The following is a 25,137-nucleotide window of genomic DNA, read 5'->3' as shown; positions in this document are numbered from 1 at the left end:
AATTTGTCATTTAAGTTATTTCTTTTGTGTTCTCTCTGAGATAATTCCCATAGGACATTGGTATTTTAAGCAGTTAATTTTTATAATTATTTAATATATGAAAATATTGAACGTTTTCAAAAAACTTAGCACCTAAAACAAATTAATAGATGATTATATCTGTTATATCTGCCAATGAGTTGCAACCAGTAATAATCATTGCCTGCTTTAACTCATTGGTGTACTTATCAATCACTAGCTGTACTCCTTCAGCACCACCACCGTAAGCACCAACAATCAGTGGACGACCAATAAGTACGGCATCTGCTCCTAAGGCAAGTAGTTTAATAACATCCACACCGGAGCGCACGCCACCGTCTGCTAAAATGGTCACCTTGCCTTTTACAGCCTTTGCAATGTCAGGTAGCACTTCTGCAGCGCCGGGGGTGTGATCGATAATACGACCGCCATGGTTAGAAACTACAATTGCAGCGGCACCAACTTCTGCGGCTAGCTCAGCTTCGTCAACGGTCATAATGCCTTTTAATATAAAGGGTAATTTAGTTGCAGAAATAATTTCTTTTAACTCTTCTTTGGTTTTAGGACCAACGGGTTGCCCTTTTAGCGCCATGGTAACTAGACCGGCACCGTCAACGTCTACGCCCACCGCAATGGCACCTGCTTCTTCAGCATCCTTAAGCATTTTAAGTATTACAGCCTGTTCCCTAGGTTTAATAACTGGAATCCCCCAGCCATTTTCTTCTTTAATAGCTTCAATGCCGGAAGTATACATGGTGGGATCAGCCCCGTCACCGGTAAAACCAATGCTGCCAGCGTTGCGACTACCGGATACAATCATACCAATAAATTCGCGTTCGGTTAAAGCCGGACCCATGTTATAGTAGGTACCAGTCATTGGTGCACTTAAAATAGGAGTTTCCACTTTTTTACCAAATAACGTAAAGGTGGTGTCTACCTGTTTGGCATTATGCAATGTACGCATGTTTAGGCGGTATTTATTTAATGCTTCCAGATTAGCTTTAAATGAGGCGCCGGTTCCAGAGCCACCCATGCCAGGTACTTCCCCAGCACATGCGCGACCATCACAAACCGGACATACTCTACAAAAACCTTTGAGTTTTTGCTTAGCTTCTTCCCTTACCATTTTATAATCCATTTATTCAGCTTATCCTCCCTTCTAATATTATGATGGTATGACCACTAATCCGATAAAACAATATTCAATATATTTCGTAAAAGTCCTTCCTGAAAAAATAAAAATTAGAAAATATTATTATGTCGATTTTTTAAATATTGTGTCGATTTTCAGGAAGGAACTTTTATCAGTATGTTAACACAAATTTAACCCTTATTCTGTTGGTAAATACAGGGAGGGATTAGTAATATCTACATGTTTTTCCTGGACATTCCAACTTGCTTTAAAACCGAGAATGTTGTCGAAAAAATCAATTGGTACATAGGTGTTATTATTCCACATTATCGGTGCTTTAGAAATAGCATGTGGTTCTGAGTTTACTGTAACGGTGGTGTCTTTAATTTTTAATTCAGCGTATTTTTGGCCGTTGGCAACTAGTATGCTGTTTGTGTTATTGTTCCAGCTAATGGTGTATCCTAAATACTCAGCCAACGGACGCAACGCGATCATGACATCTTGATCCACAATAATGGCTTTGCAATTTTCCGGTATATAATTACCGTTTACCGTGAGAATGGCGGTTTCTGGTTCCAACAATGTGTTGAGGTCAGTATTGTTGTTGACAATCTTTACTGGCGTGCCAATGAAAACTTGGTCATATAACCAAATAATATCTTGGTTATATAAACGGATACAGCCCTCTGAAGCATAGGTGCCAATGGAGGCGGCGTTGCTGTTACCATGAATTCCATAGGCGCCTCCCGGATATGAAAGGCCTAACCAGCGGGGGCCTAATGGGTTATAAGGACTGCCACCGGGAATGTTTTTTTTATAATAGGGTGGATTTATGATTTTGTTTGCGATATAAAAATTTCCTTCCGGCGTAAATGACGGATGACTGCCAGTGGCGATGGGGAAAACCTTTGTCAATCGGTTGTCTTGGTAAAAAGCCAGTTGATTAGTACCTTTGTTAATGAGTATTTGTTCGGCAGCACCTTCCGCCAACACAGGTATTGATAATAAGAGGGCAATAACTAATGATGGGATAAGATTTTTGTACAAAACCGAAACCTCCTTAATCAAATCTAAAATATAGATATTGATTAAGAGAGGTTTTGATTACTAAAATATTCTTAACCACTTAGACCATGTAATTCAATTAACAATCACAAGGTAAAATGATAAAATGTGATTGATTTGAACATAATGAAAGAAAAATTTTAGGGGGAGCAATGGAGAGTATAAATAATGAAGTTGAGGAAAAAGCATTACTGATTGGTTTAGATTTAAATGCCAGTGGTTCAGATATATCATTAAATGAACTAAAGGGATTGGCCGAAACGGCGGGGGCAGTTGTTGTAGATGTAATGGTACAAAGGCGCAGCAAACCTGATAGCAGATACTTTTTTGGTCGGGGCAAATTATATCAAGTGGCAGAGCGTTGTCAACAACAGGGCGTGTCATTGGTTATTTGTGATCAAGAACTGACCCCCTCTCAACAGAGAAATGTTGAAGAGATTATCGGTGTCAAGGTAATAGATCGGACGCAATTGATTTTAGATATTTTTGCCCAGCGGGCCCAGACCAAAGAAGGTAAATTACAAGTGGAGTTGGCACAATTAAATTATATGTTGCCTAGATTAATTGGTCGTGGTACAGAATTATCTCGCCTTGGCGGGGGGATTGGTACCAGGGGTCCGGGTGAAACTAAGTTGGAGGTTGACCGGAGAAGAATAAGACAACGGATAACGGATTTAAAACGGGAGTTAGCACTGGTAAAAAAACATCGGGCGTTACATCGAAAGAATCGCCAAGCGGTGCCTTTTCCTTTGGTAAGTTTAGTGGGCTACACCAATGCTGGTAAGAGCACGCTATTAAATACTTTGACGGGATCAGATGTATTGGTTGAAGATAAGCTATTTGCCACATTAGATCCCACCACTAGGAGAGTGGTGTTGCCCACAAACGAAACAATTTTATTAACGGATACCGTAGGCTTTATTCAGAACTTACCTCATCACTTGGTGGCGGCCTTCCGGGCAACCTTAGAAGAGGTTGTGGAAGCCGACCTGCTGCTGCATGTGGTGGATGCCAGTCATCCCAATTATCGCTGCCAGATTCAGGCTGTGGAAAAGGTGTTGACATCGCTAGGGGTGGAGCAAAAGTCAACTATTTTAGTTTTGAACAAAATTGATGTAAATAACGACAACCAATTAATGTTTGGTGATATTAATCACAGTTATTACGTTAAATCTGTAAACATTTCCGCCAAAAATAAATATGGTTTAGATGATTTATTAAAGGCGATATCGGAAGCATTATCCGCCGGTAGAACCACTACCAAAATTTTTGTCCCCTTTAATAAGAGCTTTGTTATCCAAATGTTGCACCACCATGGTCAGGTGTTGCATCAAGAATACCAGCCGGACGGAGTGGAGCTGGAGGTTGAAATGGAAAGGGTTTGGATTGAAAGGATTTTGGCCAAGTTAACATAACAATCTCTTTTCAAGACTGTGCTTTATCATTAATTCAAGTTAATATTAAAAGTAGTAGGACATATTTGCCACTACTACTTTTAATTTAGAATTATAAATCTTTAAATAAATCGGTACTTAAATAACGTTCGCCGGTATCAACCAGTATCGTTAAAATATTTTTCCCAGCCCCCAGTTGCTTGCCAACTTCACATGCTGCCCACACTGCGGCACCACTGGATATTCCCACCAGTAAACCTTCTTCTCTGGCTAAACGGCGCGCAGTGTTGATGGCATCCTCATCGGATACCGAAATAGGGGAGTCTAAGATTGACATATCTAAATTAGCCGGCACAAATCCGTCACCAATGCCTTGCAGTTTGTGGGGTCCAGCTGGTTTTCCTGCTATTACCGCCGAATTACTGGGTTCCACTGCATAAACCTTTAGCTGGGGAAAGTGTTTCTTTAATACATGGGCAACCCCCGACAGAGTACCCCCAGTACCCACCCCGGCAATAAGGGCGTCTATCGGTTGATCAAGTTGCTCTAGAATTTCTTGGGCTGTTGTTTGTTCATGGAATTTGGGATTAGCACTATTTTCAAATTGATTGGGCATCCAGGCATGGGGAGTTGTGCGTACAAGTTGCTGTGCTTTTTTTACAGCCCCCTCTACATTTTCATTTGCCGGTGTTAATACTATTTCAGCGCCATATGCTTTTATAAGTTGTTGTCGCTCAACGCTCATGTTGTCAGGCATCACAATAATTGTGCGGTAACCTCGCACTGCTCCCACCATTGACAAGGCAATCCCCTGATTGCCACTGGTGGGTTCAATAATTATTGATTCCGGTTTAAGGATGCCTTCCTTTTCAGCAGCCAGGATCATGCCCAGGGCAGTTCTGGCCTTGGCACTGCCACTGGGGTTAGACGATTCAATTTTAGCATAAATATTAGCGGGACAATGGTCCACCACCCGATGTAATTTAACCATTGGCGTATTGCCAATGGCGTCCAGAATATTATTTAAAACTTTACCCAAAATATACCACCCTCTAACTAATGGTGTGTTTATTATACTACATTTTTAAATAACATATTTAATTATTTACTACAAACCCAGCATTAAACCACTATATAGAATAAAACCGGAAGAATTTAATATTAGACATAGTTTATATATGATATAATACTATGTTATACAGTGATATGTGGACACTAAACCGTCTGGAGTGTTATTTATGCTATTTAGTAACCGTGGGTTTGATTTTAGAGTACAGGCCGATATCGAAAATGTTAATGAGATAGAAAATGCTATAGAAAAGGGCGCAAAAGGGATTGGAATATTAAGAACCGAATCATTATATCAAGATAAAGAATATAATGAAGAAGAACAATATCAATATTACCGTCAGGTTTTTGCCCAGGGTGGTAATAACCCCATCACCATTCGTACCTTTGATGGTGGTTCTACGGTACAGCCCTTTGGCCTTTGGGGAATAAGAAATAGCATTGCAAACCCTGACACTTTCCAAGGACAGTTGCGAGCAGTGCTGCGGGCAAGTGAAGGATACAATGTTAGAATTGCCATTCCCGGAGTTGCCGATATAGAGCAATTTAAATGGGCGAAGGAACAACTTCATTTAGTGCGCAAACAGCTTAGTGAACAGGGGTTTACCTATAACGCTAATACACCCCTTGGTATAATGGTAGAAATACCATCGCTAGTTATCTCATTGGAGATGTTAACCCATGAAGTTAACTTTTACATTGTTGACGCTGATAAATTACTTAAGTACTTGATGGCATTGGATACCGATGGTCCGATGTTGACACAGCTAACAGACCCGATGCATCCGGCGTTGCTGCGAGCAATTAAGCAAATAATAGATGTTAAACCAGAAAACCCGTTAGATGTTATGGTTTGTGGTGCCATCACAGAATATAAACAGGTGCTTCCCATATTTAAAGGAATTGGCATTGCCGGGATAGCGGTTAGGTCCGACAAAATATCAGATACCCTAAAGGTGATAGATAAGTTAGATGCAGAAAATGCAGCTAGAATTGCGGCTAAAGCGCTGGTGCTATCCAGTGCCGATAGAATTAGAACCTATGTTGATTCAGCTTTGGATAAGCTTGGTATATAATGATATCTTTAGGAGGGGAGGGTTAGTTGATGACAACAAATGATAATGGTGAAGCGTTGAGATTAGATGAGGCTGAAAAGAAGTTAATCCGCGAAGCGGGGATGTTAATGCATTATCCTAAAGGACACACGCTGTTTTCTGCTGGGGATATTGCAGATCGGATTTACTTGGTTGAGGAAGGGTATGTTAAGATATACCGCATTGCCAGCGATGGGCGTAGGGTAACCGTTGGATGTATGCGCAGTCCCGGTGAATTAATGGGTTTAGCTGAAACACTGCATCATGGTGAACGGACATGTTTTGCCGGGGCAATAAATGATGTCAAGGCGGTGGTGGTTAGAAAGAATAAGTTTGAAGAACTTTTGGAGGCTAAACCAAGATTGGCAGTTAAAGTGGCTAGATTGTTGGGGGCCCGAATGAGGGAGGCGGAAGCCATTGTACACGAATTGGTGTGTTGGCAGGTGCCTGGTCGTTTGGCGTTAATGCTTTTGAAAATATCGGAACTAACTGGTGTAAAAACCGACAAGGGCTTAAAAATTAACCTACGTTTAACCCATGAAGAAATGGCCAATATGATTGGTACTTCAAGGCAAACGGTAACATCCACTTTAAATAATTTTAAAAATGAGAAAAGTATTACTATGGAAGGTAGAGATATTTTTATCACTGACCTAGACAAACTTACCAAATGGATAATGTAAAAGAATATTATTATTAGCACAATAAAAGTGTCACGTTAATGACAGACCGGGGTCATAAATGTGACACTTTTTGTGTCACAGAAGCGACATACTTATGTCAGGTTGTTTGCTATAATCCAACGTAATAGGAAAGTGAAAACAAACACTATCCATATAATGACGATTAGCTAATCATCAATTATTCAATTAATTAGCACCATCCTCTATAAGCAATAATAAGGGAGGGAATTAAATGAAATGTGCGCTATGTAAAATTAATAACCGCTGTGACAAAGAAGGTTTTGATTGCACTGGTGGTAAATTGGATTTGTCACCCTACCAGCGAGATGAAAACAAGCCCAAGCACAGAATCAGTGGTTATTTACAAAAAGAATTTGGCAATAACCTTACCCGCATGGAAGAACTGGTGCGATTCAGTAAAAAATCTGGTTATAAAAAGTTGGGGTTGGCCTTTTGCGTGGGGCTGGCTGATGAAGCTAAAGCAATAAATGATATTTTGGTTGATCTGGGGTTTGAAGTGGAATCGGTTTGTTGTAAATGTGGTGGACTAAATAAAAAAGATTATGAAGTGCCAAATGTTAAGGATGACAAAGTTGAAGTTTTATGCAATCCGGTGGGGCAGGCTGAATTACTTAACAAAGCTAAAGTTGACCTTAACATAGAACTAGGTCTATGTGTCGGTCATGATATTTTATTCCATCAGTTTGCAGAGGCACCAGTGACGGTGTTTGCAGTCAAGGACAGGGTGCTGGCCCATAATCCGTTGGGTGTCATTTATTCCAGCTATAATCGCAAAAAGATTAAAAAATTGAAAAACCTGTAAAGCTCTGGCTTGACTAGTTATTGAAATAACTATAACAAACACAATTTTAAAGTGAGGTGATAGGGATAGATGTTCTTTTCTGTAATTGATAAATTAAAGCAACCCCATAGAGAAAAGAAAGAAAAATTGCTTGCCGAGATTAAAAAGTACAATGAACTTAGTGAATCTGCGTTGCAAATGGGCGATGGTGAGGCTTATCATGCTCTGCAGGAAAGAATTCGCGAAATCTACTTTGAAATGTTGGCGGCATCGGTTTTAGAATCTTTAACATCCTTAGTACCTCACTTTATCATCATGTGGTTGTTGAGTTTAAAATTTAGACAAATCACCATCTTTGACATTACTTTGGAAGTAATTATTTATTATCCTTTGGCAATTATCATTTATCTGGTAGCAAAGAAATTGGTTAAAAAACATAGGGTGTTAGCATTAAATAATTAGGGAGGGGTATTTTATGACTTTTGAAATTGCAGGTGTAACGGTTAGCCCAGTGATGTTAATTTTATGGTCAGTGATAACGGGCTTTGTATTTTCCTCTGTGGGTGCCGCCGGTGGCATTCTGGCTGGTATGGGACACATCACAGTCTTTGGCATTAAAGACGCCAACATGATTAAACCAATGAACCAAATCTTAACCATCATATCGCCGGTTATTTCAACACCGATGTATATTCGGGAAAAAAGAATAATTATTCCCATTTCATTAATGCTGGCAGCCGGTGGTATTATCGGTGCTTTGGTTGGCTCCTACCTATCCCATACTTATCTATCGGACATGAGTAGTTACAAGTCGGTCTTTGGACTATTGACATACTTTATTGCCTTCCGCATGTGGTACGAAATTACTCCTAAATTTAGAGATAGTCAGAAAAAGGTAAAGGCAGCCACTAAAAACTTTGAAAATAAAGTTAAAGAACTAAGGGCCGCTGGAAAACTGAACGAAATTAAAGAATTTGGTGTTAACTTTCAGCAAATTGGTATTAAAAACAGGTTTACCTTTGGGGGTGAAGAGTTCCAATTCAACGCCCTAGTACCCTTTGCGGCTGGCTTTATAGTGGCAATTATCTCTGCATCAATGGGCGTGGGCGGTGGCTTCCTGTTGGTACCCTTTGTGGCCAGTTTTATGGGATTCCCGATGTTTATTGTGGCAGGCACTGTAACCTTCTCAATCCTGTTTACATCAATTACCAGTGTACTTAACTACATTCAAATGGGCAGTGTCATTGATTACGCATTGCTTAGCTGGGAAATAGTTGGTATCTGTATCGGTAGTTATTTAGGTGTTAAATTATCCAAAATGATCAAGGCTGTATATTTGAAAGCCGCTTTGGCAGTAATCCTCACTTATACGGGAACATCATATGTATTTGGTAAAATGATCTTTGAACTCACTGGTTTTAAAATGTAATTCAACTATAATAACCCCTTGGCTTAAGCCAAGGGGTTAATTGTGTTTATAGTGAGAACTACAAAATAAAATGATAAACTAATGTATAGGCTAGTAAAAAAGTGTATTAGGCAGGAAACGTGCAAAAAAAATAGAATTAATGTAAAGTTGAAGAATCAGTTAATTCATGTAGAGGGGCGTTTAGTTTGGGCATATATACAATGGATGGAATTGGTTTTAAACTAATGTTGACCGGAAGTGCAAATCTTTTAGCTAAGCAAAAGCATGAGATTGATGCTTTGAACGTATTTCCTGTGCCGGATGGTGATACAGGAACCAATATGTATCTGACGTTGCTGGAAGCGGCAAAGGAAGCCCAGCAGGTGGAAGGGGACCATTTGGGGGAAGTGGCCGAGGCGGCTGCCCGTGGCTGTTTAATGGGTGCCCGGGGTAATTCCGGGGTTATTTTATCTCAAGTGGTGAGAGGTTTTTCCAATGCGTTAAAGGATAAACCTGCGGCCAATGCTAATGACATTGCAATGGCCATTGCAGAAGGAGCAAAGTTAGCTTATCATGCAGTTTCTAACCCTGTGGAGGGTACCGTTTTAACAGTGTTAAGGAAGTCTGCTGAAGCGGCTCAGCAGGCAGCAGATCGCAGTCCTGAATTGTTTCGATTTATGGTTGCTACCTTAAGACAAGCACTAAAGGCATTGGATGAAACCCCTAATCAACTGCCGATATTAAAGGAAGCAGGAGTGGTGGATGCCGGAGGTAAGGGTTGGGTGACCATTTGGCAAGGAATGTTATACTCCTTGCGGCAGGCAGAGCATATTGAATTATTACACGATTTTACCAGTAATCAAGAGAAGCGGTTGGCGGAATTTAATGTCCAGGATATTGAAGATGACATTAACTTCACCTATTGTACCGAATTCTTACTCAAGGGAAACCTGTTACCACTGGCAGAGATTAAAAATCAATTAAAACCATATGGTGATTGTTTAATGGTGGTGGGCAGTGAAGAGGTGGCAAAGGTTCATATTCACTCAAATCATCCTGGGTTGGTAATTGAAACATGTCTAAATTATGGTTCACTACATAAACTGAATATAAGTAATATGCGTGAACAAAATGAAGGACTGCGTGAAGAACCACAGCATAAGCACTTAGCTGTGGTTGCGGTAAGCATTGGTGAGGGTATTGACAATATATTAGAAAGCTTGGGTGTTGACGTGATAGTTAGGGGCGGCCAAACTATGAACCCTAGCACCGATGATATACTAAAGGCGGTAGAGGCAGCACCGGCCGATAGCGTAATTGTGTTGCCCAACAATAAGAACATCATCATGGCAGCCAATCAAGCGGCTGCCATTAGTAAAAAAGAAGTTGCGGTGATACCGACGTTATCTATACCACAAGGGATAGCTGCTTTGCTGGCACTGGACCCGGAAGCCAGCATCAGCGAAAACGTTGAAGCCATGACTGATGGACGGGAGCTGGTACGAACGGGCGAAATAACAACTGCTGTTCGAAATGTCAGTGTTCAAGGTCAAGCCATTAATCAAGGCGATATTATCGGTTTGTTAGATGATAAAATTGTAACCAGCGGCAAGAAAATGGATGATGTACTGAGGCAACTAATGCAAGCATTAACTGCCAATGATGAAGAATTAATCACTATTTATTATGGTGATGATGTAACTGGTGAGGCTGCCCAACAGACTGCCGATAAGTTGCAACAGGAATTTCCGCACTTAGAAATAGAAGTTCACTACGGGGGTCAACCTTTATATCAATATTTAATTTCTGCAGAGTAATAAATCAATCGTAGGGAGAGCGATAATGTCCTCTATTAGAATTGTTACAGATAGCACTGCTGATCTTAATGATGAGCTGTATCAACAACATCAAATAGCAGTAGTGCCATTAAAAGTTATATTTGGACAACAGGTTTATAAAGATGGTGTAGACATAAAGCCAACGCAATTTTATGAACGGTTAGTGACCGCAAATGAAAGAGCTACCACATCGCAACCTTCACCGGGTGAATTTTTACAAACCTATCAGCGTTTAAAGGAAGAGGGCGTTCAGTCTATTATATCTATCCACTTATCTTCGGGCATAAGTGGTACTTACCGTGCTGCCCAAATAGCCCAAAGTATGTTGCCGGATCAGGATATTACTGTCATAGATTCGAGAAATGTATGTGGTGGCTTAGGATTAATTGCTTTAGCCGCTGCCAAGGCAGTGGAAGCAGGGAAGAGCAAAGAGGAAATTATATTACTAATCAATGAAATAATAAATAAAATGAGAGTTAATTTCTTAGTAGACACGCTAGAGTATCTGCAGCGGGGTGGAAGGATTAGTAAAACCGAAGCCTTTGTTGGATCGCTACTAAATATCAAGCCAATGATTGTTGTCAAGGACGGCATTTTACAACCTTGGGCCAAAATACGTGGTAAAAATAAGGGAATTAAAAAAATAGTTCAGCAGGCTGTTGAAGAATGTGGTAATGAAAGGATGGTATGTTATTTAGTACATGCCCATGATCCAATGGCATTGGAACAGCTTAAGGCAGAAGCCACACAAAACTTAAATATTGATGAACTGGTTATTTGTCAAATTGGTTCGGTAATTGGGTGCCATACCGGACCCGGTGCAGTGGGAATGGCCTTTTATAAAAAATAATCAAATTATCATGAAGCCCAGCTATTTCGATATGCTTGGGCTTCATGTTTTTATACTTTTAACAAACAAAGTATAAACTAAAGGGCGTGGATTTAAAACTTGGTCAATACCAAAGATTGGGGGGGGGAGCAATGATTGTGGGTACGCTAATTGTTGAATTGTATATTGGGGAAGCCAATAATCTAAAGGATAAAAGGCGGGTGCTTAAAAGCATTATTGATAGAATTAAAAACAGATATAATGTTTCGGTAGCTGAAGTTGGTAGGCAGCATACTTGGCAACGGGCCACATTGGGGATAGCCTGCATTAGCAATGAAACCACCCATGTGCAGAGTACCTTAAGCAATGTAGCAAAATTTATAGAATCATTAGGTATCGCCCAAGTGCTAGCTATTGAGACCGAAATAATATAGAGTTGCAGGAGTAAATTTACATAAGCGGGGTAAACATATAATGATGTTAAGGGGGCAGATATAGTGGCAGCTAAAGTTTATTTTATTGATCTGCGAGCCAATATGAAAGAAAACTTGTTGGACAAGCTGGAAAAACTGTGGCGGACAGCGGGTTTCGATGATCTGATCAAAGAAAAGGACTTGGTGGCCTTTAAGGTTCATTTTGGCGAAAAGGGAAACCTGGCCTATATAAGGCCGCAATTTGTCAGAAGATTGGTGGATCGGGTTAAGGGGTTAGGAGGAAACCCTTTTTTAACTGATGCCAATACATTATATGTCGGCAGCAGATCAAATGCAGTGGATCATACAGTGACTGCCATTGAAAACGGTTGGAACTACTCAGTGGTGGGGGCGCCAATAGTAATTGCCGATGGTTTAACTGGTAAAGATTATATCAACGTACCAATTAACGGTAAACATTTCAAAGAGGTTAAAATAGGTAGTGCTGCTATCCACGCCGATGCATTTATTGCAGTGAGCCACTTTAAAGGGCATGAAGTCACTGGCTTTGGAGCCACCATAAAAAATATTGGCATGGGTTTGGGATCACGCAGCGGTAAGCAAATGATGCACTCAGATGTGCTGCCATCATTAAATAACGAAAAATGTATTGGTTGCAGTAGGTGTGCTAAGTGGTGTCCTAGGGGAGCAATAGAAATCATTGAACGCAAAGCAAATATTATTCGGGCTAAATGTATCGGCTGTGGAGAGTGTACTGTATCCTGCCCAGAAGGTGCCATTGCAGTGAGCTGGAAGACTGAGCCCCATGCTATTCAAGAAAAAATGGCTGAATATACTTTGGGGGTAATTAAAGATAAGCGTGAAAAATGTGGTTTTATAACTTTTATTACCCAGGTATCACCGGAATGCGATTGTTGTGCTTGGAATGATACGCCGATAGTGCGTGATATTGGCATCATTGCCTCTTTAGATCCAGTTGCCTTAGATCAAGCAGCATGTGATTTGGTTAATAAAGAACCGGCACTGCCAGGATCAAAACTGGACGGCAAAGGGAATGACGTCGACAAACTAAAGGCACTACACCCTAATGCAGATTACGAGAAAAGTTTAGCCCACGGAGAAATAATTGGCTTAGGCACTAGAAAATATCAACTGGTGAAACTGTAAAAAATAATTGGACTATTTTTTAGCGCTGGATTGAAATTTTTCAATAAATTTTTGTGCATCTTCCTTGGTGGAATAGCCGGTAAATCTGAGGGTTTCTTCTACATTTTGAATATTTTCTATGGCATCATTGACAGGCGTACCTGACGGCACCACTTCGGTTTGATAATGTAAGTGACCTTTAAGACGATAGCAAATAACATCATACATTCCGGCATACCCCCTTCACAAGGTTATTATACCATAAAAACATAATTTTAGAATAATTAGCGGGATTAAATTATCGGCTATATCAGTTATGAATGATTACCATGGTATTTGCCGGTAGATTCTCATAAACCCATTTGGCATCCGGTTCCGCAAGGCGAATACATCCATGGCTGGCTGGTAACCCCAGTTTGGCGTGTTCTTCTTCCTTTGTTTGCCAGTTAGCATCCTTAGGAACCGAATGAATTAATATACTACCCACTATTCTTACCCAGTAATTTGCTCCTTCACCAAATCTAGCTGCCCAGAAACTGCTACCCCGGTCTTGGATATAGTATTTTCCCAGTGGGGTTTCATGGCCACTGCGTCCCCCGGAAGCCAACATAAAGCGGATAGGATATTGACCTTGATAAATGGTTACTGTGTGTATCGCCCCCAGTTTTACATCCACCCAATATTTACTGGCCACCTCTTCGGTAGTAAAATTAATTTGTAGCTCATTGCTGGCTTGTTGTTCAATTGATTCCACCTTGATAGTTAAAAAATACTTGGTATTGGGAAGTAAGACATTATCGGGAATAAATGACGCAGTATGATCAGTTACCGTGATCTGACCGGAAACATTACAATTGCTGTGGGTTTCTTTTAAAATAATATTTGCTTTGGCTAGCTTTTGGTTGTAAGTAAACTCCAATTTAGGGTACAGGCTAATGTTGTTAGCATTATCAATTACACTACCGCTGACATACTGGGGTTTAACTCCAGTGATGAGCTGACATATAATTTGTTTTTCTAGGTATTTATTATTGGTGCTATAAATGCTGGGTTTAAAAATTACGCTAAAAGAATGATTTTCTGCCAAGGGATGCTCCGGGGTAAATTGCCACCGACTATAATTTTTTACACCGTCCCAATCTGTAGGTTTAAAATATCCAGGTATACTTGTGCTGGTGCCAGCAGTCATACTTTTTGGATCGATAAAGGTGTTAAATTGAAAAATTAACGGCTTATCTGATGAAACCACTTTGTTTTTAGGGTCCATCAGCTTTGGTATTACGTCATTGACTATGTCTTGCTGGATGTGGAATGTAATTGGTAGTCCTAAAGGGCGATAGCCAAGTTTCAGTTTAAGATTTTGACCGTAGGGAACATGTTCCTGAACTTTTATTGTTACTACATTTGCTTTTGTTTGTTCTACAGACCATTGGGGCGCATGTTGCGGGTACTCTGGGTATAGATGGGTGCTTGATTTTTCTAGCTTAATGGGCAGAATAAATTTTATTTCTCCCTCCAATGAGCCGGCCTCAGTTTTGGTTATAACAGTAAAGCTATGATTATTAATGCCCACAATTAATATAATCAAGGACAATATAAATAACAGACATAATTTTTTGTTGGCGGTACGCAATCCCATAATTAACCTCCAAAAGAGAAAGCTATATAATAAATATGTTCAGCATACCTATCTAACACTAAAAAAGGAAATTATTTTAAAGTTAAAAATCTTTTTAAAAATTAAATACTTTCTGACAACAAAAAAGAGGCTGTTGTTTGAACAACCTCTTTAATGATCAATTTTTAAGCACTGATGCCGGTACTTGCTTGCTGTTTTTCTTTCTCTCGAATTTTCTTAAAGTCTTTGGTTTCAGACACAATTACCCCTGATAACAGTACTAAGCTAATTAAGTTTGGAATGGCCATCGCACCGTTAAATACGTCGGCAATGCCCCATACGATATCTAATTGTGCGGTTGCACCCCAGTAGGCCACCAATACAAAGGCCCAGCGGTATAAAGTAATACCCTTTGTACCTAAAAGATATTGGAAACATTTTTCGCCATAATAAGACCAACCAAGAACTGTTGAATAAGCAAAGAACATTAAACCGATGGTAACTAAGTATGCACCAAAGTTAGAACCAGGTAACAGTGCTGCAAAAGAAGCGGCAGTAAGGGTAGCACCTTCTAAACCAGGTTCAACTGCACCAGTTAAACCGCCAATTGTCAAACCTAAACCGGTAATGGAACATACAATAATGGTGTCAAGGAAAGTACCGGTCATGGATACTAAAGCTTGACGACCGGGGTGGTCAGTTATTGCTGCTGCAGCAGCAATGGGGGCGGAACCTAAACCAGCTTCGTTAGAGAATACACCGCGGGCAACACCCCAACGAATTACAGTACCAAGAGCACCGCCGGCAGCGGCTTGACCGGTAAAGGCGTCTGAAAAAATCAAAGCAAAGGCTTCTGGTACTAAATCTATGTGCAGTGCTACAATTGCCAAACCGCCTAAAACATAGAATAAGGCCATAAAAGGGACAATAAAACTGGTAACTTTACCAATACTCTTAATACCACCAAGAATAACTGCGGCAGTACCAGCTGCTAAGATAACACCGGTTATATATGGTGATACACCAAAGTTAGATTGCACAACATCCGCAACGGAGTTGGTTTGCACCATGTTACCGATACCAAAGGCGGCAACGGCACCAAAAAAGGCGAACAGCCAGCCTAGCCATTTTTGACCTAAGCCTCTTTCCAACACGTACATCGGGCCACCAGCCATGTTGCCGTTATCGTCTACAATCCGATATTTAACTGCTAAAATTGCTTCACCGTATTTTGTGGCCATACCAAAGACAGCGGTAATCCACATCCATAAAATAGCACCGGGTCCCCCAAGCACATAGGCGGTTGCCACACCGGCAATGTTACCGGTACCTATGGTAGCTGAAAGCGCAGTCATTAAGGATTGAAAGTGGGAAATGTCACCAGTTGACTTTTTGTCTTGATTTCTGCCAAAGGCCAGTTTCAGGGCGTAGGGTAGAGAAAAAACTTGCAGGAATCCAAGGCGGATAGTTAGGAAAATACCAGTACCTACAATGAATACCAACATATAAGGGCCCCAAACAAAGTCACTTAAAGTACTTATAAGTTCTGAAAAACTCATTTAAAAAACATCACTCCTTTTTTAATTTTTTAGAATATTCTATTAACCGCCCCAATGAAATATGATATTCTCGCTGCATTTACAAATATCCTGCTGGCAAATACAAAAAACTTCATTATTCAGAATATAGAGAAATTGGGTTGACATAAAGGAAATTGTTTAAGTATATTGAAACATATTTGTTAGAAAATAGTAATGGGAGGTAAGTACATGGGTGTGCTTGATAAGCGACAACCGACATTTATACAATTTCGAGTGACCTTTTTAGAAACGGTAAAGAAAATAACCGGAAGTGATGGTATAGATGCTTACACTGAATGGCAGGATGTTGGTGACTTAGAAACACGCAAAGCTATTTTAAATAAAGTGAAGCAAAGTATAATAACAGACTTTGGTTTTGAACCGGTACTTGTGGAAGGATTATATGATTATCAAGGGCCGGTGGAAAGTGTGGCCAATCAAGTGCATCACGTTTTTTCTACCATGTATCTGGTAGAAAGAATCAATGCCAAGCATGCTGCGGGGCTAAACTAATGACTGAAGCCAGTGGCGTGACAGTTAAGACTGTTCCGCCACTGGCTGTTTATATTTATTCTTACCAAAGTGCCGGTGGCTACTTTAAAATTTCTTTTTCGAATCTACGTCCGGTGTCGGTGGTTGCTAGGCCCCCCATAGAAGTTTCTCGCAACGTTACCGGTATCGAGCGCCCCACCCGGTACATGGCATCTATCACTTCATCACAGGGGATAGCGCTTTCAATTCCTGCCAAGGCCATATCTGCTGCTGTCAGCGCAATGGCAGATCCTGTGGCATTGCGTTTGATACAAGGCACTTCTACCAACCCGGCCACTGGGTCACATACCAATCCCAACATACTTTTTAACGCAATGGCCACGGCATTTACAGATTGTTTTGGGGTGCCGCCGGCCAATTGCACCACGGCAGCTGCAGCCATTCCTGCGGCGGTGCCTATTTCTGCTTGGCAGCCACCGGCAGCACCGGAAATGCTGGCATTGTTAGCAATGACCATACCTATGGCGCCGGCAGTAAATAAAGCATCAATTAAATCATCACGGTTAGAATTTAAATGTTTACCAACGGCAAAAATACAACCTGGCACCACTCCGCAGGAACCGGCGGTGGGGGTAGCCACTATCGCCCCCATACAGGCGTTAACTTCTGAGGTGGCCAAAGCCATGGTTAAGGCATCCATTACAACGCCACCGGTGAGGTGATTACCCTTTTGATGGTAATTTGCCAATAACTTAGCATCACCACCGGCTAAGCCGCTGCGGGACTTGAGATTTTCCTTTAGACCTCTCTGGACCGCATCTTCCATAACCTTTAATTGTTTATCCATTTGTTGATAAACTTGTTTCCTGTCTAAACCGCTGTTAATGATTTCGTGTTCCACCATAATATCAGAGATCTTTAAATTTTTGCTGGCACACAATGCCAACAGTTGTTCAATTGAATGAAACTCCATTTTCTGCACCGCTTTCTCTAAGGTTTATTAAAGACGATTACGCTGGTAACGTTGGCCAGAACCTTCATATCGGAAGCAATATTTTCTGGTACATGTTGATCTGTCTGGATCATCATTAAAGCTTCGGCACCCTTTGATTTTCTAGCCACTTCCATATGACCAATGTTGATACCGTTGCAAGCTAATAGGTTGGCCACCGCTGCAATGACACCGTAACGGTCATGGTGGAATACCAGTAAAAAGTTGCTGTCCGCTTCAGCCTTTAATTTGAAGCCATTAATTTCAATGATCTCAGCCCGTCCACCGCCGGGAGAAATGCCAATCACTTCAAAGGTTCGGTCTTTCTCATGCATAATAATTTTCACGGTATTGGGGTGCTCGGTTTCTTCTTCACCGGTGAGTAGCACCATTTCTATGCCCAATTTAGTTGCATCATCTATAGCATTAACTATTCGGGGGTCATCAGCATTATATCCTAAAAGACCGCCGATAATTGCTAAATCGGTGCCATGCCCCCGGTAGGTTTTGGCAAAGGAGCCATAAAAGGTTATTTCTAATTTATCCGGTTGGGCATTAAAAATATTGCGGGCCATTAAACCAATTTTTGCAGCCCCAGCAGTGTGGGAACTGGAAGGACCAATCATTGAAGGTCCAACTATATCGAAAACCGAAGAGTATTTCATACAGATCATACTCCTTATTCATTTATTATGTACACCATTATACTTTATTAGGCCAGAAAGTGATAAAGAAAAATGCCTTGTTATAATCAGTCAAGGCATTTTTCAAAGAAATTTTTAATTATTTTCTTTCTTTAACGCCGGTTTTTAATTCCATGCCAATTTTATAATCCTTTTGGGTACCATGACGGTGAGTGCTATTTAACTGTGCTTTTTGGGACTTAATTTCTCTGGCCCGAGGTGCACCCACTGGCCGGTGCAGGTTTTCTTCCAGTTTAGGGTTTTGATAGCCTGGGTTAATATCTATTGAACCTCCTGCCATTTTACAAATCCTCCTCACGCTATTTTTAATATTTTTAGCTAATATAGTTTTTTTATGTTGAACAGAATAAAGCTAAAGATACAATATTTTCAAGGGTGATATTGAACGCTGTCATTTATTTAAACTTACACCGGGGATAATATGAAAGGAAAATAATCATTTTAAGAAGGGAGATTAGTATGCAAAAATCAAAGGATGACGAATTAAAGCGTTTAGTAAATGCTTATTTGGAAGCAGATGCTGAAATGAGGGCTTATGATATAAAGGCCGACGTTGTTGACGGTGAGGTGCAACTTACCGGGATTGTGGACACAGTTTCAGATAAAAACCGGGCTAATGAAGTTGTATCTAGGGTAAATGGTATTAAAAGGATAGAAAATGGTATTGCCATCTCCACCGATGGCCAAATAACCGATCGGGGCGTTGCCTTCGAAGTTATGGAAGAACTCAATGCTGACCCGCGGGTGAATTTAAAACATATAGGCGTTAAAAGCGTTGGTGGCAAAGTGTTCTTGATGGGGCACTGTACCAACGCCATGGAAGAGCAAGCGGCGATGGAAGCGGCCTTAAAGGCCAGGGGTGTGACAGAGGTAATCTCCCAAATACATCACGAAGCCAAAGAGCCCAGTTTAGAACAACTTTTTCACAGCCAAGTAAACAATGACCGAGAGGCTGGCAGGCAAATGGGTATATATACTGATATTTAAAACTGGTGTCTTTTGCGGTGGTTGGATTTTTGTTTAGCTGTTGGAATTTAGGTTGCGGTAGAACCCGGCTGCGACTGCACCGCTCACTTTTTAGATAGTTTCGCAGACCGAACTAAAGCTTATCCGGCTGTCTCCGGCAGGGTTCCCGGCAGATTCGCCGTCCATGGCTCAGTTGCCGGTGGCGCACGTCCTATGCGCCACCCTGCCTCCGACAACCTCCTTCGCTAAGTTCGGTTCACTGCTTAACTATATGTCGTTCGCTTACTGCAGTCGACGCCGGGTTTTTAAATTATTTTTATTCCTAAAGCAATAGCAAAAGCCACCTGCGCTTTAACCATTTAACACAGGTGACTTGTGCTGAAACATTTGTGCCACACCATTTAAATATTATCGTTGCTGAGGTTGAATACATCTAGCAGTTTAAAGAACAGGCTTAAAATAATGGCCACCACAGTTGCCAAGCCCATTCCCTTTAAGCTGACAGCGCCCATGGTGATTTCGGCGCCGCTGATACCAATGATCAATACCACCGAGGTTAAAATTAAGTTTCTGGCTTTACTATAATCAATCTGAGCCTCCACCAACATCCGAATTCCCGAGGCGGCGATGGAGCCAAAGAGCAACAGGCAGATACCGCCCATTACTGGAACTGGAATGGAACTAATGGCGGCAGCTAATTTGCCAAAGAATGAGAGAAAAATTGCCAGCACTGCGGCGCCACCGATTACCCAGACACTATACACCTTGGTCAGTGCCATTACACCGATGTTCTCGCCATAAGTGGTGTTTGGGGTTGAACCCACAAAGCCGGAAACCAATGTTGAGATACCGTTACCTAAAAGGGAGCGATGTAAGCCCGGCTTTTTGGCCAAGTCGCGGCCGACAATATTGCTGGTAACAAAGAGGTGACCTACATGCTCAGCTATTACCACCAAAGCAGCGGGCAGAATCACACCAATGGCAGCCCAATCAAATTCCGGGCGATAAAAAGTTGGTATTTTAAACATTTCTGCTTCAGCGATGGCTTGTACATCCACCATGCCTAAAGCAAAGGAAATTGCGTAACCACTTAACACACCAATTAAAATCGGAATGATTCCCAGAAAGCCTCGAAAGACTACCGAACCAAAGATGGTAATGGCCAGTGTCAGTAACGCCACCATAATTGCTTGGGGATCTTTGACGGCGTCAGCGGCTGCATCTGCGGGCAAAATCAAACCAGCCATTTCAGCAGCTGTCGGTGCCAGTTCTAGACCAATTACCGCCACAATGGCACCCATGGCAGCCGGAGGGAAGATAACATCAATCCACTTGGTACCAATGGCCTTGATGATTAAAGCCACCAGGCAAAAGACCGCACCGACAGCGATGAATCCACCCAAGGCAGCTTCGTAACTTCTATTAGCTAACACCACCAGCACCGGAGAGATAAAGGCAAAACTGGAACCTAAGTAGGCGGGAATGCCACCTTTACACAATATAATATAGATTAAAGTACCAATACCATTCATAAGTAAAATTGTTGCCGGGTCCACTTGGAATATGAATGGTACCAGAACAGTGGAACCAAACATGGCAAATAAGTGTTGAAAGGAAAGGGGCAGTGTTTGAAGAATAGGCAATTTTTCATCTACTTGAATTTCTCTTTTTGTCATCGAGAGACCTCCTCTTAGAATTATCTTTCCCCAGGATAATTTGAAACACAAATAAAAAATGCTTCCTGCCTAGAGAGACAGGAAGCATAAATTAGACGTATATTACCTAACTAACTACCTACAGACAAGACACTGCTTAGATCTGTAGCCAGTTAGCAATATTACCCTAACTCACACCTTTTTAGCCTCTCAGGACTAATTTAAAGGTAGACACTATTAAGTTTTTAAATTGCTATAACAAGTATAACCGATCTCCGGCATCTCCGCAACCCGGAACTATATAACCAACTTCATTTAATTTTTGGTCAACAGTGGCGGTTACAATTCTGATTTCCGGAAACTTGCTGTGGACTTGTCGAATACCTTCTTCTACTGAGAAGGCACAGGATACCACAATGTTTTCTGGTTTAATGCCGGCTTCCACTAAGATCTCCAGTGCTTTAACGCAGCTGTTACCGGTGGCCAGCATTGGATCCAGTACATAAACCTTGTCAAATGTAGATACATGATCGGGCAGTGTACTCAAGTATACTTTGGCCTCGAGGGTTTCGTGATCCCTAGCCATGCCAACATGAGCCACTTTAGCCCGGGGAATTACTTTTAAGAAACTTTCAACAAACCCCAGTCCTGCTCTTAAAATCGGTACTAATAATACATTGTCGTCCATGGCTTCGGTGGCCTCAGTTGCTATGTTCAAAGGTGTATCAACCTGAATTTGCTTGGTCGGGATATCAGTGGTGGCCTCCATAGCTAAAAAGGTACCTAATCTATTTAGGTGATCTCTAAAAATCACGATATCTGTGTTTTTATCCCTTAGGTATCTTAAGCAGTGTTTGGCAACTGGATGTTTAACTACAGTTACATTTTTCAAATGTACTCCTCCTTCGAGTGCTGGTGGCGATGATCAAACTAAGATGTTTGGACTTATATTAATGATAAGTTTACTATGATATAATTTAGTTAAAAATCTTAAATTTGTCAAACCCTATGCTAATTCGATATAATGTTACCAAATTCCTGCTAAATTATCATAAAAATTGTGAGGTGAATAATTTGATAGACCCAGTGGCATTTTCCATTGGCCCCAGAGATATTTATTGGTACGGCATTATCATATCTGCGGCCTTTGTAATTGGCATAATATTAGCATACATACGAGCAAAAAAAGTGGGACTAAATCCCGATCATATAGTAAATATGGTGACATTGGTTATTCCGGCAGCTATTATTGGTGCCAGGGTATATTATGTGATTTTTGAGTGGTCAAGTTATGCCGCCAACCCATTAGAAATATTGGCCATTTGGCATGGTGGACTGGCTATTCATGGCGGTTTAATCGGTGGTGTACTGGCTGGGTATTTATATGTGCGAAAATATAAATTATCGGTGTGGCAAATGGCGGATATTTGTGCCCCCAGTGTCATCTTAGGACAGGCCATCGGTCGATGGGGTAATTTTCTTAACCAAGAAGCCCACGGTGGCCCCGTTAGTCCAGAGTTTATCGCCAAATTCCCCCAATTTATTGCCAATCAGATGTTTATCAATGGCCAGTACTATCATCCCACTTTTCTTTACGAATCATTATGGGATTTTAGCGTATTTATATTCTTGTTCTTATATTGGAATAAAAAGCGGTTTGAAGGTGAAATTGCTTTATTATACTTGGGGTTATATTCTCTGGGCAGATTATTTATAGAGGGATTAAGAACAGACAGTTTAATGGCCGGTCCCTTCAGAGTTGCTCAATTGGTTAGTTTAACTTTAATTATTATCAGTGTAGTGGGACTTTACTTGCGGAATAAAGCGAACAACCAACTCAGGGTTGCCGTGGACAATTCTAAGCAAACCCCAAAAAGTAGAAGAGGTAGAAAGTAGGTGGACGGTTCAACCCATCCACTTACTTTTTTCTTCAATGGGCTTAACAAACTTCATCACAATTCCTTCCGATAGACCCTAAACCGCTTTATAATGTCAAACTTTAACGTATCTCTTAAAATTCGATTCATCATGGTGTTATTTTCCATAATCAGCGACAATTCAGCCTCTTGATAACCTTTTTTGATTAAACGAAGCATCGTTTCATAGATTAGCAAAGCGGCAATACCCTTGGTGCGGAATTTTGGCACCACCCCCAGTACTGCCACCCGACAACTATGATATTTTGCGGATAAGTTGGGTATAGTTAAGCAAATACCCGCCGGTTCACCGTTAATAATTACTGTTAACAGCAAATCAGGATCAGCAAAGGAACGGTAACTGTTTAAGTAATGAATTGCATCGGAAACTGTTAGCGTTTCAGCGCCCCAATTCCCTTCCATGGTCTGATTATGCACTTTAACCAATATCTGGGCCTCCCTTTTAGGGAAGTGTAGGTTAAAAGGCCTTAATACCAACCCCGGTGTTTTTTGCGCCCCTTTAGCAATCCGCTTCAATTTTTCCGGCATCGGGTGATTGGCTGACCAACGGTAGGCCAGTAAATCAAAGTATTTGTGGTAGCCAGATTGTTCTAATAGTGTTTGGTAGTAGTAATGATTGTAAGGCATACCAAATTGGGGCGGCAAGTGAAAGCCGTCAACCAATATCCCAATACTGTCGTTAGTATTGTAACAAACTGGTCCGGTTAAGTAGCGACAACCTTTGTCGTTGGCCCAACTTTCCACAGCCTTCATTAAAGCAGATGCCGCATTAGGGTCATTAATACATTCAAAATAACCAAATATTGCTGTGTTTTTATCGGCTAAAGTATTGTTGAGCATTCCTGCCACTCTACCGATCACTGCATTGTTATTTACCGCCACATATAAATTAACATCTTTTCGCGGTATGTTTAGCAATTGCTGAGCAGTTTCACTGGGCGGTGGGGCAGGCCAAAAGGGATCATCATAATATATGGTTTGAGACATATTTAAAAATATATCAAATTGGTACTGATTTTTAACTTGGTATACATTTAAACTCAAGCTATCCCCTCCCTGTAATTATACCGTAAAAAAAATAGACTGCCCGAAGGTCAGTCTAAAGGGTATCCAACCAGATACAAGTGCTGGGCTTGCAACATAATATGGAGGAAGGGAAGGTTTTGTGCTTGCATATGCAATAATTCTAAAATTTACCGCATTACCTTTGGCCAAAGTTTGTTAGCGTCAAAATTTTTCAATGCAGTAATAAAATCATCCCTTAACCGATGGTTAAAACGTTTGGAAAGCTCATCCACCAATGCTTTAGCCTCTTCCCTTTTGGTCTTTTTATCGGCGGGACAGGGGTTGTGAATGATGGGTATTTCATATTTGTTTGCCAACCTGATTACATCCCGCTCGTGCAAATAAACAAAGGGACGCACCACTGTTAAACCGGTGCGGTTCAAAAATGTGCGGGGGGAAAAAGTGCCAATTTGTGCTGTGTAAATTAAGCTCATAAAGAAGGTTTCAATGCAATCATCTAAGTGATGGGCTAGGGCCACTTTGTTGCAATTTAGTTCTACCGCAGCGCTGTTTAATGCGCCGCGCCGTAAATTGGCGCACAATGAGCAGGGGTTTTTCTCCTGACGAATGTCAAAAACGATTTTGCCGATATCCCCTTGTTGCACATGCAAAGGTAACCCTAAGGAATCACAAAACTCTTTTAATGGTGTGATGTCCATATCGTCAAACCCCATGGTTACATGGATTGGTACAATTTCAAAATCATAGGGGTAATATTTTTGGTAATAGGCTAAGATGTACAATAAAGAACTACTGTCTTTGCCCCCGGAAAGACCAACGGCAATCCGATCTCCGTTTTCAATCATTTTATAATCGGCTATTGCTTTTACCGTTTCACTCAATGCAAATTTTAAAATATTGCTCTTGTTTTTACCCATGGTGAACTCCTTTTAGCTTAGTAATACTATGTTATTCTACTTAAATTGCCTACATCTTCTTTGTAATATCTGGGTTTATGTCGACACTTAATTATTATCACCGCATTTTTACCAATTGACAATAGTAAATTTAGCTGATAAACTATGTCCATTAATTAAATATTCATTCTCTTATCAAGAGTGGTGGAGGGAACAGGCCCTATGATACCCGGCAACCGCGTTAGCTCTAGCTAACGGTCCGGTGCTAATTCCTGCAAGGTTTTGCAATCTTGGCAGATAAGAGGTTTAGCAAATTCAGCTTGTTTGCCAGTACCTCTTCTGTTAGAAGAGGTTTTTTGTT

Annotated in this window: 26 protein-coding genes and 1 riboswitch; of the genes, 13 read left to right on the top strand and 13 right to left on the bottom strand. The window is 41.0% G+C overall.

The window, feature by feature from the left end; all coding sequences use genetic code 11:
* Nucleotides 1-142 precede the first annotated feature (142 nt).
* Together V6C27_06415 and V6C27_06410 are read right to left on the bottom strand one after the other, a co-directional pair.
* A complete protein-coding gene (locus V6C27_06415) occupies nucleotides 143-1,156 on the bottom strand; it encodes an alpha-hydroxy-acid oxidizing protein (GenBank protein ID MEG6616060.1) in 1,014 nt (337 codons plus the stop codon).
* A 192-nt stretch (nucleotides 1,157-1,348) separates the two neighbouring features.
* Nucleotides 1,349-2,197: a L,D-transpeptidase family protein gene (locus tag V6C27_06410; GenBank protein MEG6616059.1), complete on the bottom strand. Its 849-nt coding sequence runs from the start codon at nucleotides 2,195-2,197 to the stop codon at nucleotides 1,349-1,351.
* Nucleotides 2,198-2,367: 170 nt separating this feature from the next.
* Here V6C27_06410 and hflX point away from each other — a divergent pair, with 170 nt between their 5' ends.
* Nucleotides 2,368-3,630: a GTPase HflX gene (gene hflX / locus V6C27_06405; GenBank protein ID MEG6616058.1), complete on the top strand. Its 1,263-nt coding sequence runs from the start codon at nucleotides 2,368-2,370 to the stop codon at nucleotides 3,628-3,630.
* 91 nt (nucleotides 3,631-3,721) lie between these two features.
* On the opposite strand, the gene cysK is transcribed toward hflX, so the two are convergent.
* Complete coding sequence (gene cysK / locus V6C27_06400; GenBank protein MEG6616057.1) at nucleotides 3,722-4,648, bottom strand: cysteine synthase A; 927 nt, start codon at nucleotides 4,646-4,648, stop codon at nucleotides 3,722-3,724.
* A gap of 199 nt (nucleotides 4,649-4,847) precedes the next feature.
* On the opposite strand from cysK, the gene V6C27_06395 reads away from it, so the two are divergent.
* From V6C27_06395 to V6C27_06355, 9 genes are all read left to right on the top strand, one after another.
* Nucleotides 4,848-5,753, top strand: coding sequence for a putative PEP-binding protein (locus V6C27_06395; protein MEG6616056.1), 906 nt, complete (start codon nucleotides 4,848-4,850; stop codon nucleotides 5,751-5,753).
* A gap of 29 nt (nucleotides 5,754-5,782) precedes the next feature.
* Entirely contained in the window at nucleotides 5,783-6,454 is a 672-nt protein-coding gene (locus V6C27_06390; GenBank protein MEG6616055.1) for a Crp/Fnr family transcriptional regulator, read from the top strand.
* A 232-nt stretch (nucleotides 6,455-6,686) separates the two neighbouring features.
* Nucleotides 6,687-7,277, top strand: coding sequence for a DUF1847 domain-containing protein (locus tag V6C27_06385; protein ID MEG6616054.1), 591 nt, complete (start codon nucleotides 6,687-6,689; stop codon nucleotides 7,275-7,277).
* Between the two features lie 69 nt (nucleotides 7,278-7,346).
* Entirely contained in the window at nucleotides 7,347-7,718 is a 372-nt protein-coding gene (locus V6C27_06380; GenBank protein ID MEG6616053.1) for a hypothetical protein, read from the top strand.
* A 13-nt stretch (nucleotides 7,719-7,731) separates the two neighbouring features.
* A complete protein-coding gene (locus V6C27_06375) occupies nucleotides 7,732-8,685 on the top strand; it encodes a sulfite exporter TauE/SafE family protein (protein ID MEG6616052.1) in 954 nt (317 codons plus the stop codon).
* 185 nt (nucleotides 8,686-8,870) lie between these two features.
* Complete coding sequence (locus V6C27_06370) at nucleotides 8,871-10,481, top strand: DAK2 domain-containing protein (GenBank protein ID MEG6616051.1); 1,611 nt, start codon at nucleotides 8,871-8,873, stop codon at nucleotides 10,479-10,481.
* A 25-nt stretch (nucleotides 10,482-10,506) separates the two neighbouring features.
* Complete coding sequence (locus V6C27_06365) at nucleotides 10,507-11,352, top strand: DegV family protein (GenBank protein MEG6616050.1); 846 nt, start codon at nucleotides 10,507-10,509, stop codon at nucleotides 11,350-11,352.
* Nucleotides 11,353-11,483: 131 nt separating this feature from the next.
* Nucleotides 11,484-11,765, top strand: coding sequence for a DUF503 domain-containing protein (locus tag V6C27_06360; protein MEG6616049.1), 282 nt, complete (start codon nucleotides 11,484-11,486; stop codon nucleotides 11,763-11,765).
* A gap of 63 nt (nucleotides 11,766-11,828) precedes the next feature.
* Entirely contained in the window at nucleotides 11,829-12,932 is a 1,104-nt protein-coding gene (locus V6C27_06355; GenBank protein ID MEG6616048.1) for a DUF362 domain-containing protein, read from the top strand.
* 12 nt (nucleotides 12,933-12,944) lie between these two features.
* On the opposite strand, the gene V6C27_06350 is transcribed toward V6C27_06355, so the two are convergent.
* The 3 genes from V6C27_06350 to V6C27_06340 form a co-directional block, all read right to left on the bottom strand.
* Nucleotides 12,945-13,139, bottom strand: a complete 195-nt coding sequence (locus V6C27_06350; protein ID MEG6616047.1) for a hypothetical protein — start codon at nucleotides 13,137-13,139, stop codon at nucleotides 12,945-12,947.
* Between the two features lie 82 nt (nucleotides 13,140-13,221).
* Nucleotides 13,222-14,550, bottom strand: coding sequence for a L,D-transpeptidase family protein (locus V6C27_06345; GenBank protein MEG6616046.1), 1,329 nt, complete (start codon nucleotides 14,548-14,550; stop codon nucleotides 13,222-13,224).
* 164 nt (nucleotides 14,551-14,714) lie between these two features.
* Complete coding sequence (locus V6C27_06340; GenBank protein MEG6616045.1) at nucleotides 14,715-16,088, bottom strand: sodium:alanine symporter family protein; 1,374 nt, start codon at nucleotides 16,086-16,088, stop codon at nucleotides 14,715-14,717.
* Between the two features lie 210 nt (nucleotides 16,089-16,298).
* On the opposite strand from V6C27_06340, the gene V6C27_06335 reads away from it, so the two are divergent.
* Nucleotides 16,299-16,622, top strand: coding sequence for a hypothetical protein (locus tag V6C27_06335; protein MEG6616044.1), 324 nt, complete (start codon nucleotides 16,299-16,301; stop codon nucleotides 16,620-16,622).
* Nucleotides 16,623-16,701: 79 nt separating this feature from the next.
* Here the strand turns inward: V6C27_06335 and sdaAA are convergent, their stop codons facing one another.
* The 3 genes from sdaAA to V6C27_06320 all read right to left on the bottom strand — a co-directional run bounded on the left by sdaAA (nucleotide 16,702) and on the right by V6C27_06320 (nucleotide 18,576).
* Entirely contained in the window at nucleotides 16,702-17,574 is an 873-nt protein-coding gene (gene sdaAA / locus V6C27_06330; protein MEG6616043.1) for an L-serine ammonia-lyase, iron-sulfur-dependent, subunit alpha, read from the bottom strand.
* A 17-nt stretch (nucleotides 17,575-17,591) separates the two neighbouring features.
* The gene (gene sdaAB, locus V6C27_06325; protein MEG6616042.1) at nucleotides 17,592-18,257 is read right to left on the bottom strand and encodes an L-serine ammonia-lyase, iron-sulfur-dependent subunit beta; all 666 of its coding nucleotides are present in this window, start codon (nucleotides 18,255-18,257) and stop codon (nucleotides 17,592-17,594) included.
* Between the two features lie 118 nt (nucleotides 18,258-18,375).
* Complete coding sequence (locus tag V6C27_06320) at nucleotides 18,376-18,576, bottom strand: hypothetical protein (protein MEG6616041.1); 201 nt, start codon at nucleotides 18,574-18,576, stop codon at nucleotides 18,376-18,378.
* A gap of 179 nt (nucleotides 18,577-18,755) precedes the next feature.
* Between V6C27_06320 and V6C27_06315 the strand changes: the two genes are divergently transcribed.
* Nucleotides 18,756-19,283 (top strand): BON domain-containing protein, encoded by a 528-nt coding sequence (locus tag V6C27_06315; protein MEG6616040.1) that lies wholly within the window; start codon nucleotides 18,756-18,758, stop codon nucleotides 19,281-19,283.
* Nucleotides 19,284-19,663: 380 nt separating this feature from the next.
* On the opposite strand, the gene uraA is transcribed toward V6C27_06315, so the two are convergent.
* Both uraA and upp read right to left on the bottom strand, forming a co-directional pair.
* A complete protein-coding gene (gene uraA, locus V6C27_06310; GenBank protein ID MEG6616039.1) occupies nucleotides 19,664-20,938 on the bottom strand; it encodes a uracil permease in 1,275 nt (424 codons plus the stop codon).
* A gap of 232 nt (nucleotides 20,939-21,170) precedes the next feature.
* Entirely contained in the window at nucleotides 21,171-21,809 is a 639-nt protein-coding gene (gene upp / locus V6C27_06305) for a uracil phosphoribosyltransferase (GenBank protein MEG6616038.1), read from the bottom strand.
* 182 nt (nucleotides 21,810-21,991) lie between these two features.
* Between upp and lgt the strand changes: the two genes are divergently transcribed.
* Nucleotides 21,992-22,813, top strand: coding sequence for a prolipoprotein diacylglyceryl transferase (gene lgt, locus V6C27_06300; GenBank protein MEG6616037.1), 822 nt, complete (start codon nucleotides 21,992-21,994; stop codon nucleotides 22,811-22,813).
* 56 nt (nucleotides 22,814-22,869) lie between these two features.
* Here lgt and V6C27_06295 read toward each other — a convergent pair whose 3' ends face one another.
* A complete protein-coding gene (locus tag V6C27_06295; GenBank protein ID MEG6616036.1) occupies nucleotides 22,870-23,898 on the bottom strand; it encodes a GNAT family N-acetyltransferase in 1,029 nt (342 codons plus the stop codon).
* A gap of 149 nt (nucleotides 23,899-24,047) precedes the next feature.
* Nucleotides 24,048-24,797, bottom strand: coding sequence for an ATP-binding protein (locus tag V6C27_06290; protein ID MEG6616035.1), 750 nt, complete (start codon nucleotides 24,795-24,797; stop codon nucleotides 24,048-24,050).
* A 168-nt stretch (nucleotides 24,798-24,965) separates the two neighbouring features.
* A riboswitch (SAM riboswitch) is annotated at nucleotides 24,966-25,080 on the top strand.
* The last annotated feature ends 57 nt before the right edge of the window (nucleotides 25,081-25,137 follow it).

The sequence above is a fragment of the Peptococcaceae bacterium 1198_IL3148 genome, from assembly GCA_036763105.1.
Lineage (GTDB): Bacteria > Bacillota > Desulfotomaculia > Desulfotomaculales > Desulfohalotomaculaceae > JBAIYS01.
This window is presented reverse-complemented; position numbering and strand designations above follow the sequence as displayed.

Excerpts from the sequence above, each read along its gene's own strand:
- V6C27_06375 (MEG6616052.1), top strand. The coding sequence starts at position 7,732 with ATGACTTTTGAAATTGCAGGTGTAACGGTTAGCCCAGTGATGTTAATT.
- V6C27_06360 (MEG6616049.1), top strand. The coding sequence starts at position 11,484 with ATGATTGTGGGTACGCTAATTGTTGAATTGTATATTGGGGAAGCCAAT.
- hflX (MEG6616058.1), top strand. The coding sequence starts at position 2,368 with ATGGAGAGTATAAATAATGAAGTTGAGGAAAAAGCATTACTGATTGGT.
- uraA (MEG6616039.1), bottom strand. The coding sequence starts at position 20,938 with ATGACAAAAAGAGAAATTCAAGTAGATGAAAAATTGCCTATTCTTCAA.
- V6C27_06395 (MEG6616056.1), top strand. The coding sequence starts at position 4,848 with ATGCTATTTAGTAACCGTGGGTTTGATTTTAGAGTACAGGCCGATATC.
- V6C27_06350 (MEG6616047.1), bottom strand. The coding sequence starts at position 13,139 with ATGTATGATGTTATTTGCTATCGTCTTAAAGGTCACTTACATTATCAA.
- V6C27_06320 (MEG6616041.1), bottom strand. The coding sequence starts at position 18,576 with ATGGCAGGAGGTTCAATAGATATTAACCCAGGCTATCAAAACCCTAAA.
- V6C27_06315 (MEG6616040.1), top strand. The coding sequence starts at position 18,756 with ATGCAAAAATCAAAGGATGACGAATTAAAGCGTTTAGTAAATGCTTAT.
- V6C27_06380 (MEG6616053.1), top strand. The coding sequence starts at position 7,347 with ATGTTCTTTTCTGTAATTGATAAATTAAAGCAACCCCATAGAGAAAAG.
- V6C27_06365 (MEG6616050.1), top strand. The coding sequence starts at position 10,507 with ATGTCCTCTATTAGAATTGTTACAGATAGCACTGCTGATCTTAATGAT.
- sdaAA (MEG6616043.1), bottom strand. The coding sequence starts at position 17,574 with ATGGAGTTTCATTCAATTGAACAACTGTTGGCATTGTGTGCCAGCAAA.
- V6C27_06385 (MEG6616054.1), top strand. The coding sequence starts at position 6,687 with ATGAAATGTGCGCTATGTAAAATTAATAACCGCTGTGACAAAGAAGGT.
- V6C27_06390 (MEG6616055.1), top strand. The coding sequence starts at position 5,783 with ATGACAACAAATGATAATGGTGAAGCGTTGAGATTAGATGAGGCTGAA.
- V6C27_06345 (MEG6616046.1), bottom strand. The coding sequence starts at position 14,550 with ATGGGATTGCGTACCGCCAACAAAAAATTATGTCTGTTATTTATATTG.
- V6C27_06335 (MEG6616044.1), top strand. The coding sequence starts at position 16,299 with ATGGGTGTGCTTGATAAGCGACAACCGACATTTATACAATTTCGAGTG.
- V6C27_06415 (MEG6616060.1), bottom strand. The coding sequence starts at position 1,156 with ATGGATTATAAAATGGTAAGGGAAGAAGCTAAGCAAAAACTCAAAGGT.
- V6C27_06340 (MEG6616045.1), bottom strand. The coding sequence starts at position 16,088 with ATGAGTTTTTCAGAACTTATAAGTACTTTAAGTGACTTTGTTTGGGGC.
- sdaAB (MEG6616042.1), bottom strand. The coding sequence starts at position 18,257 with ATGAAATACTCTTCGGTTTTCGATATAGTTGGACCTTCAATGATTGGT.
- V6C27_06290 (MEG6616035.1), bottom strand. The coding sequence starts at position 24,797 with ATGGGTAAAAACAAGAGCAATATTTTAAAATTTGCATTGAGTGAAACG.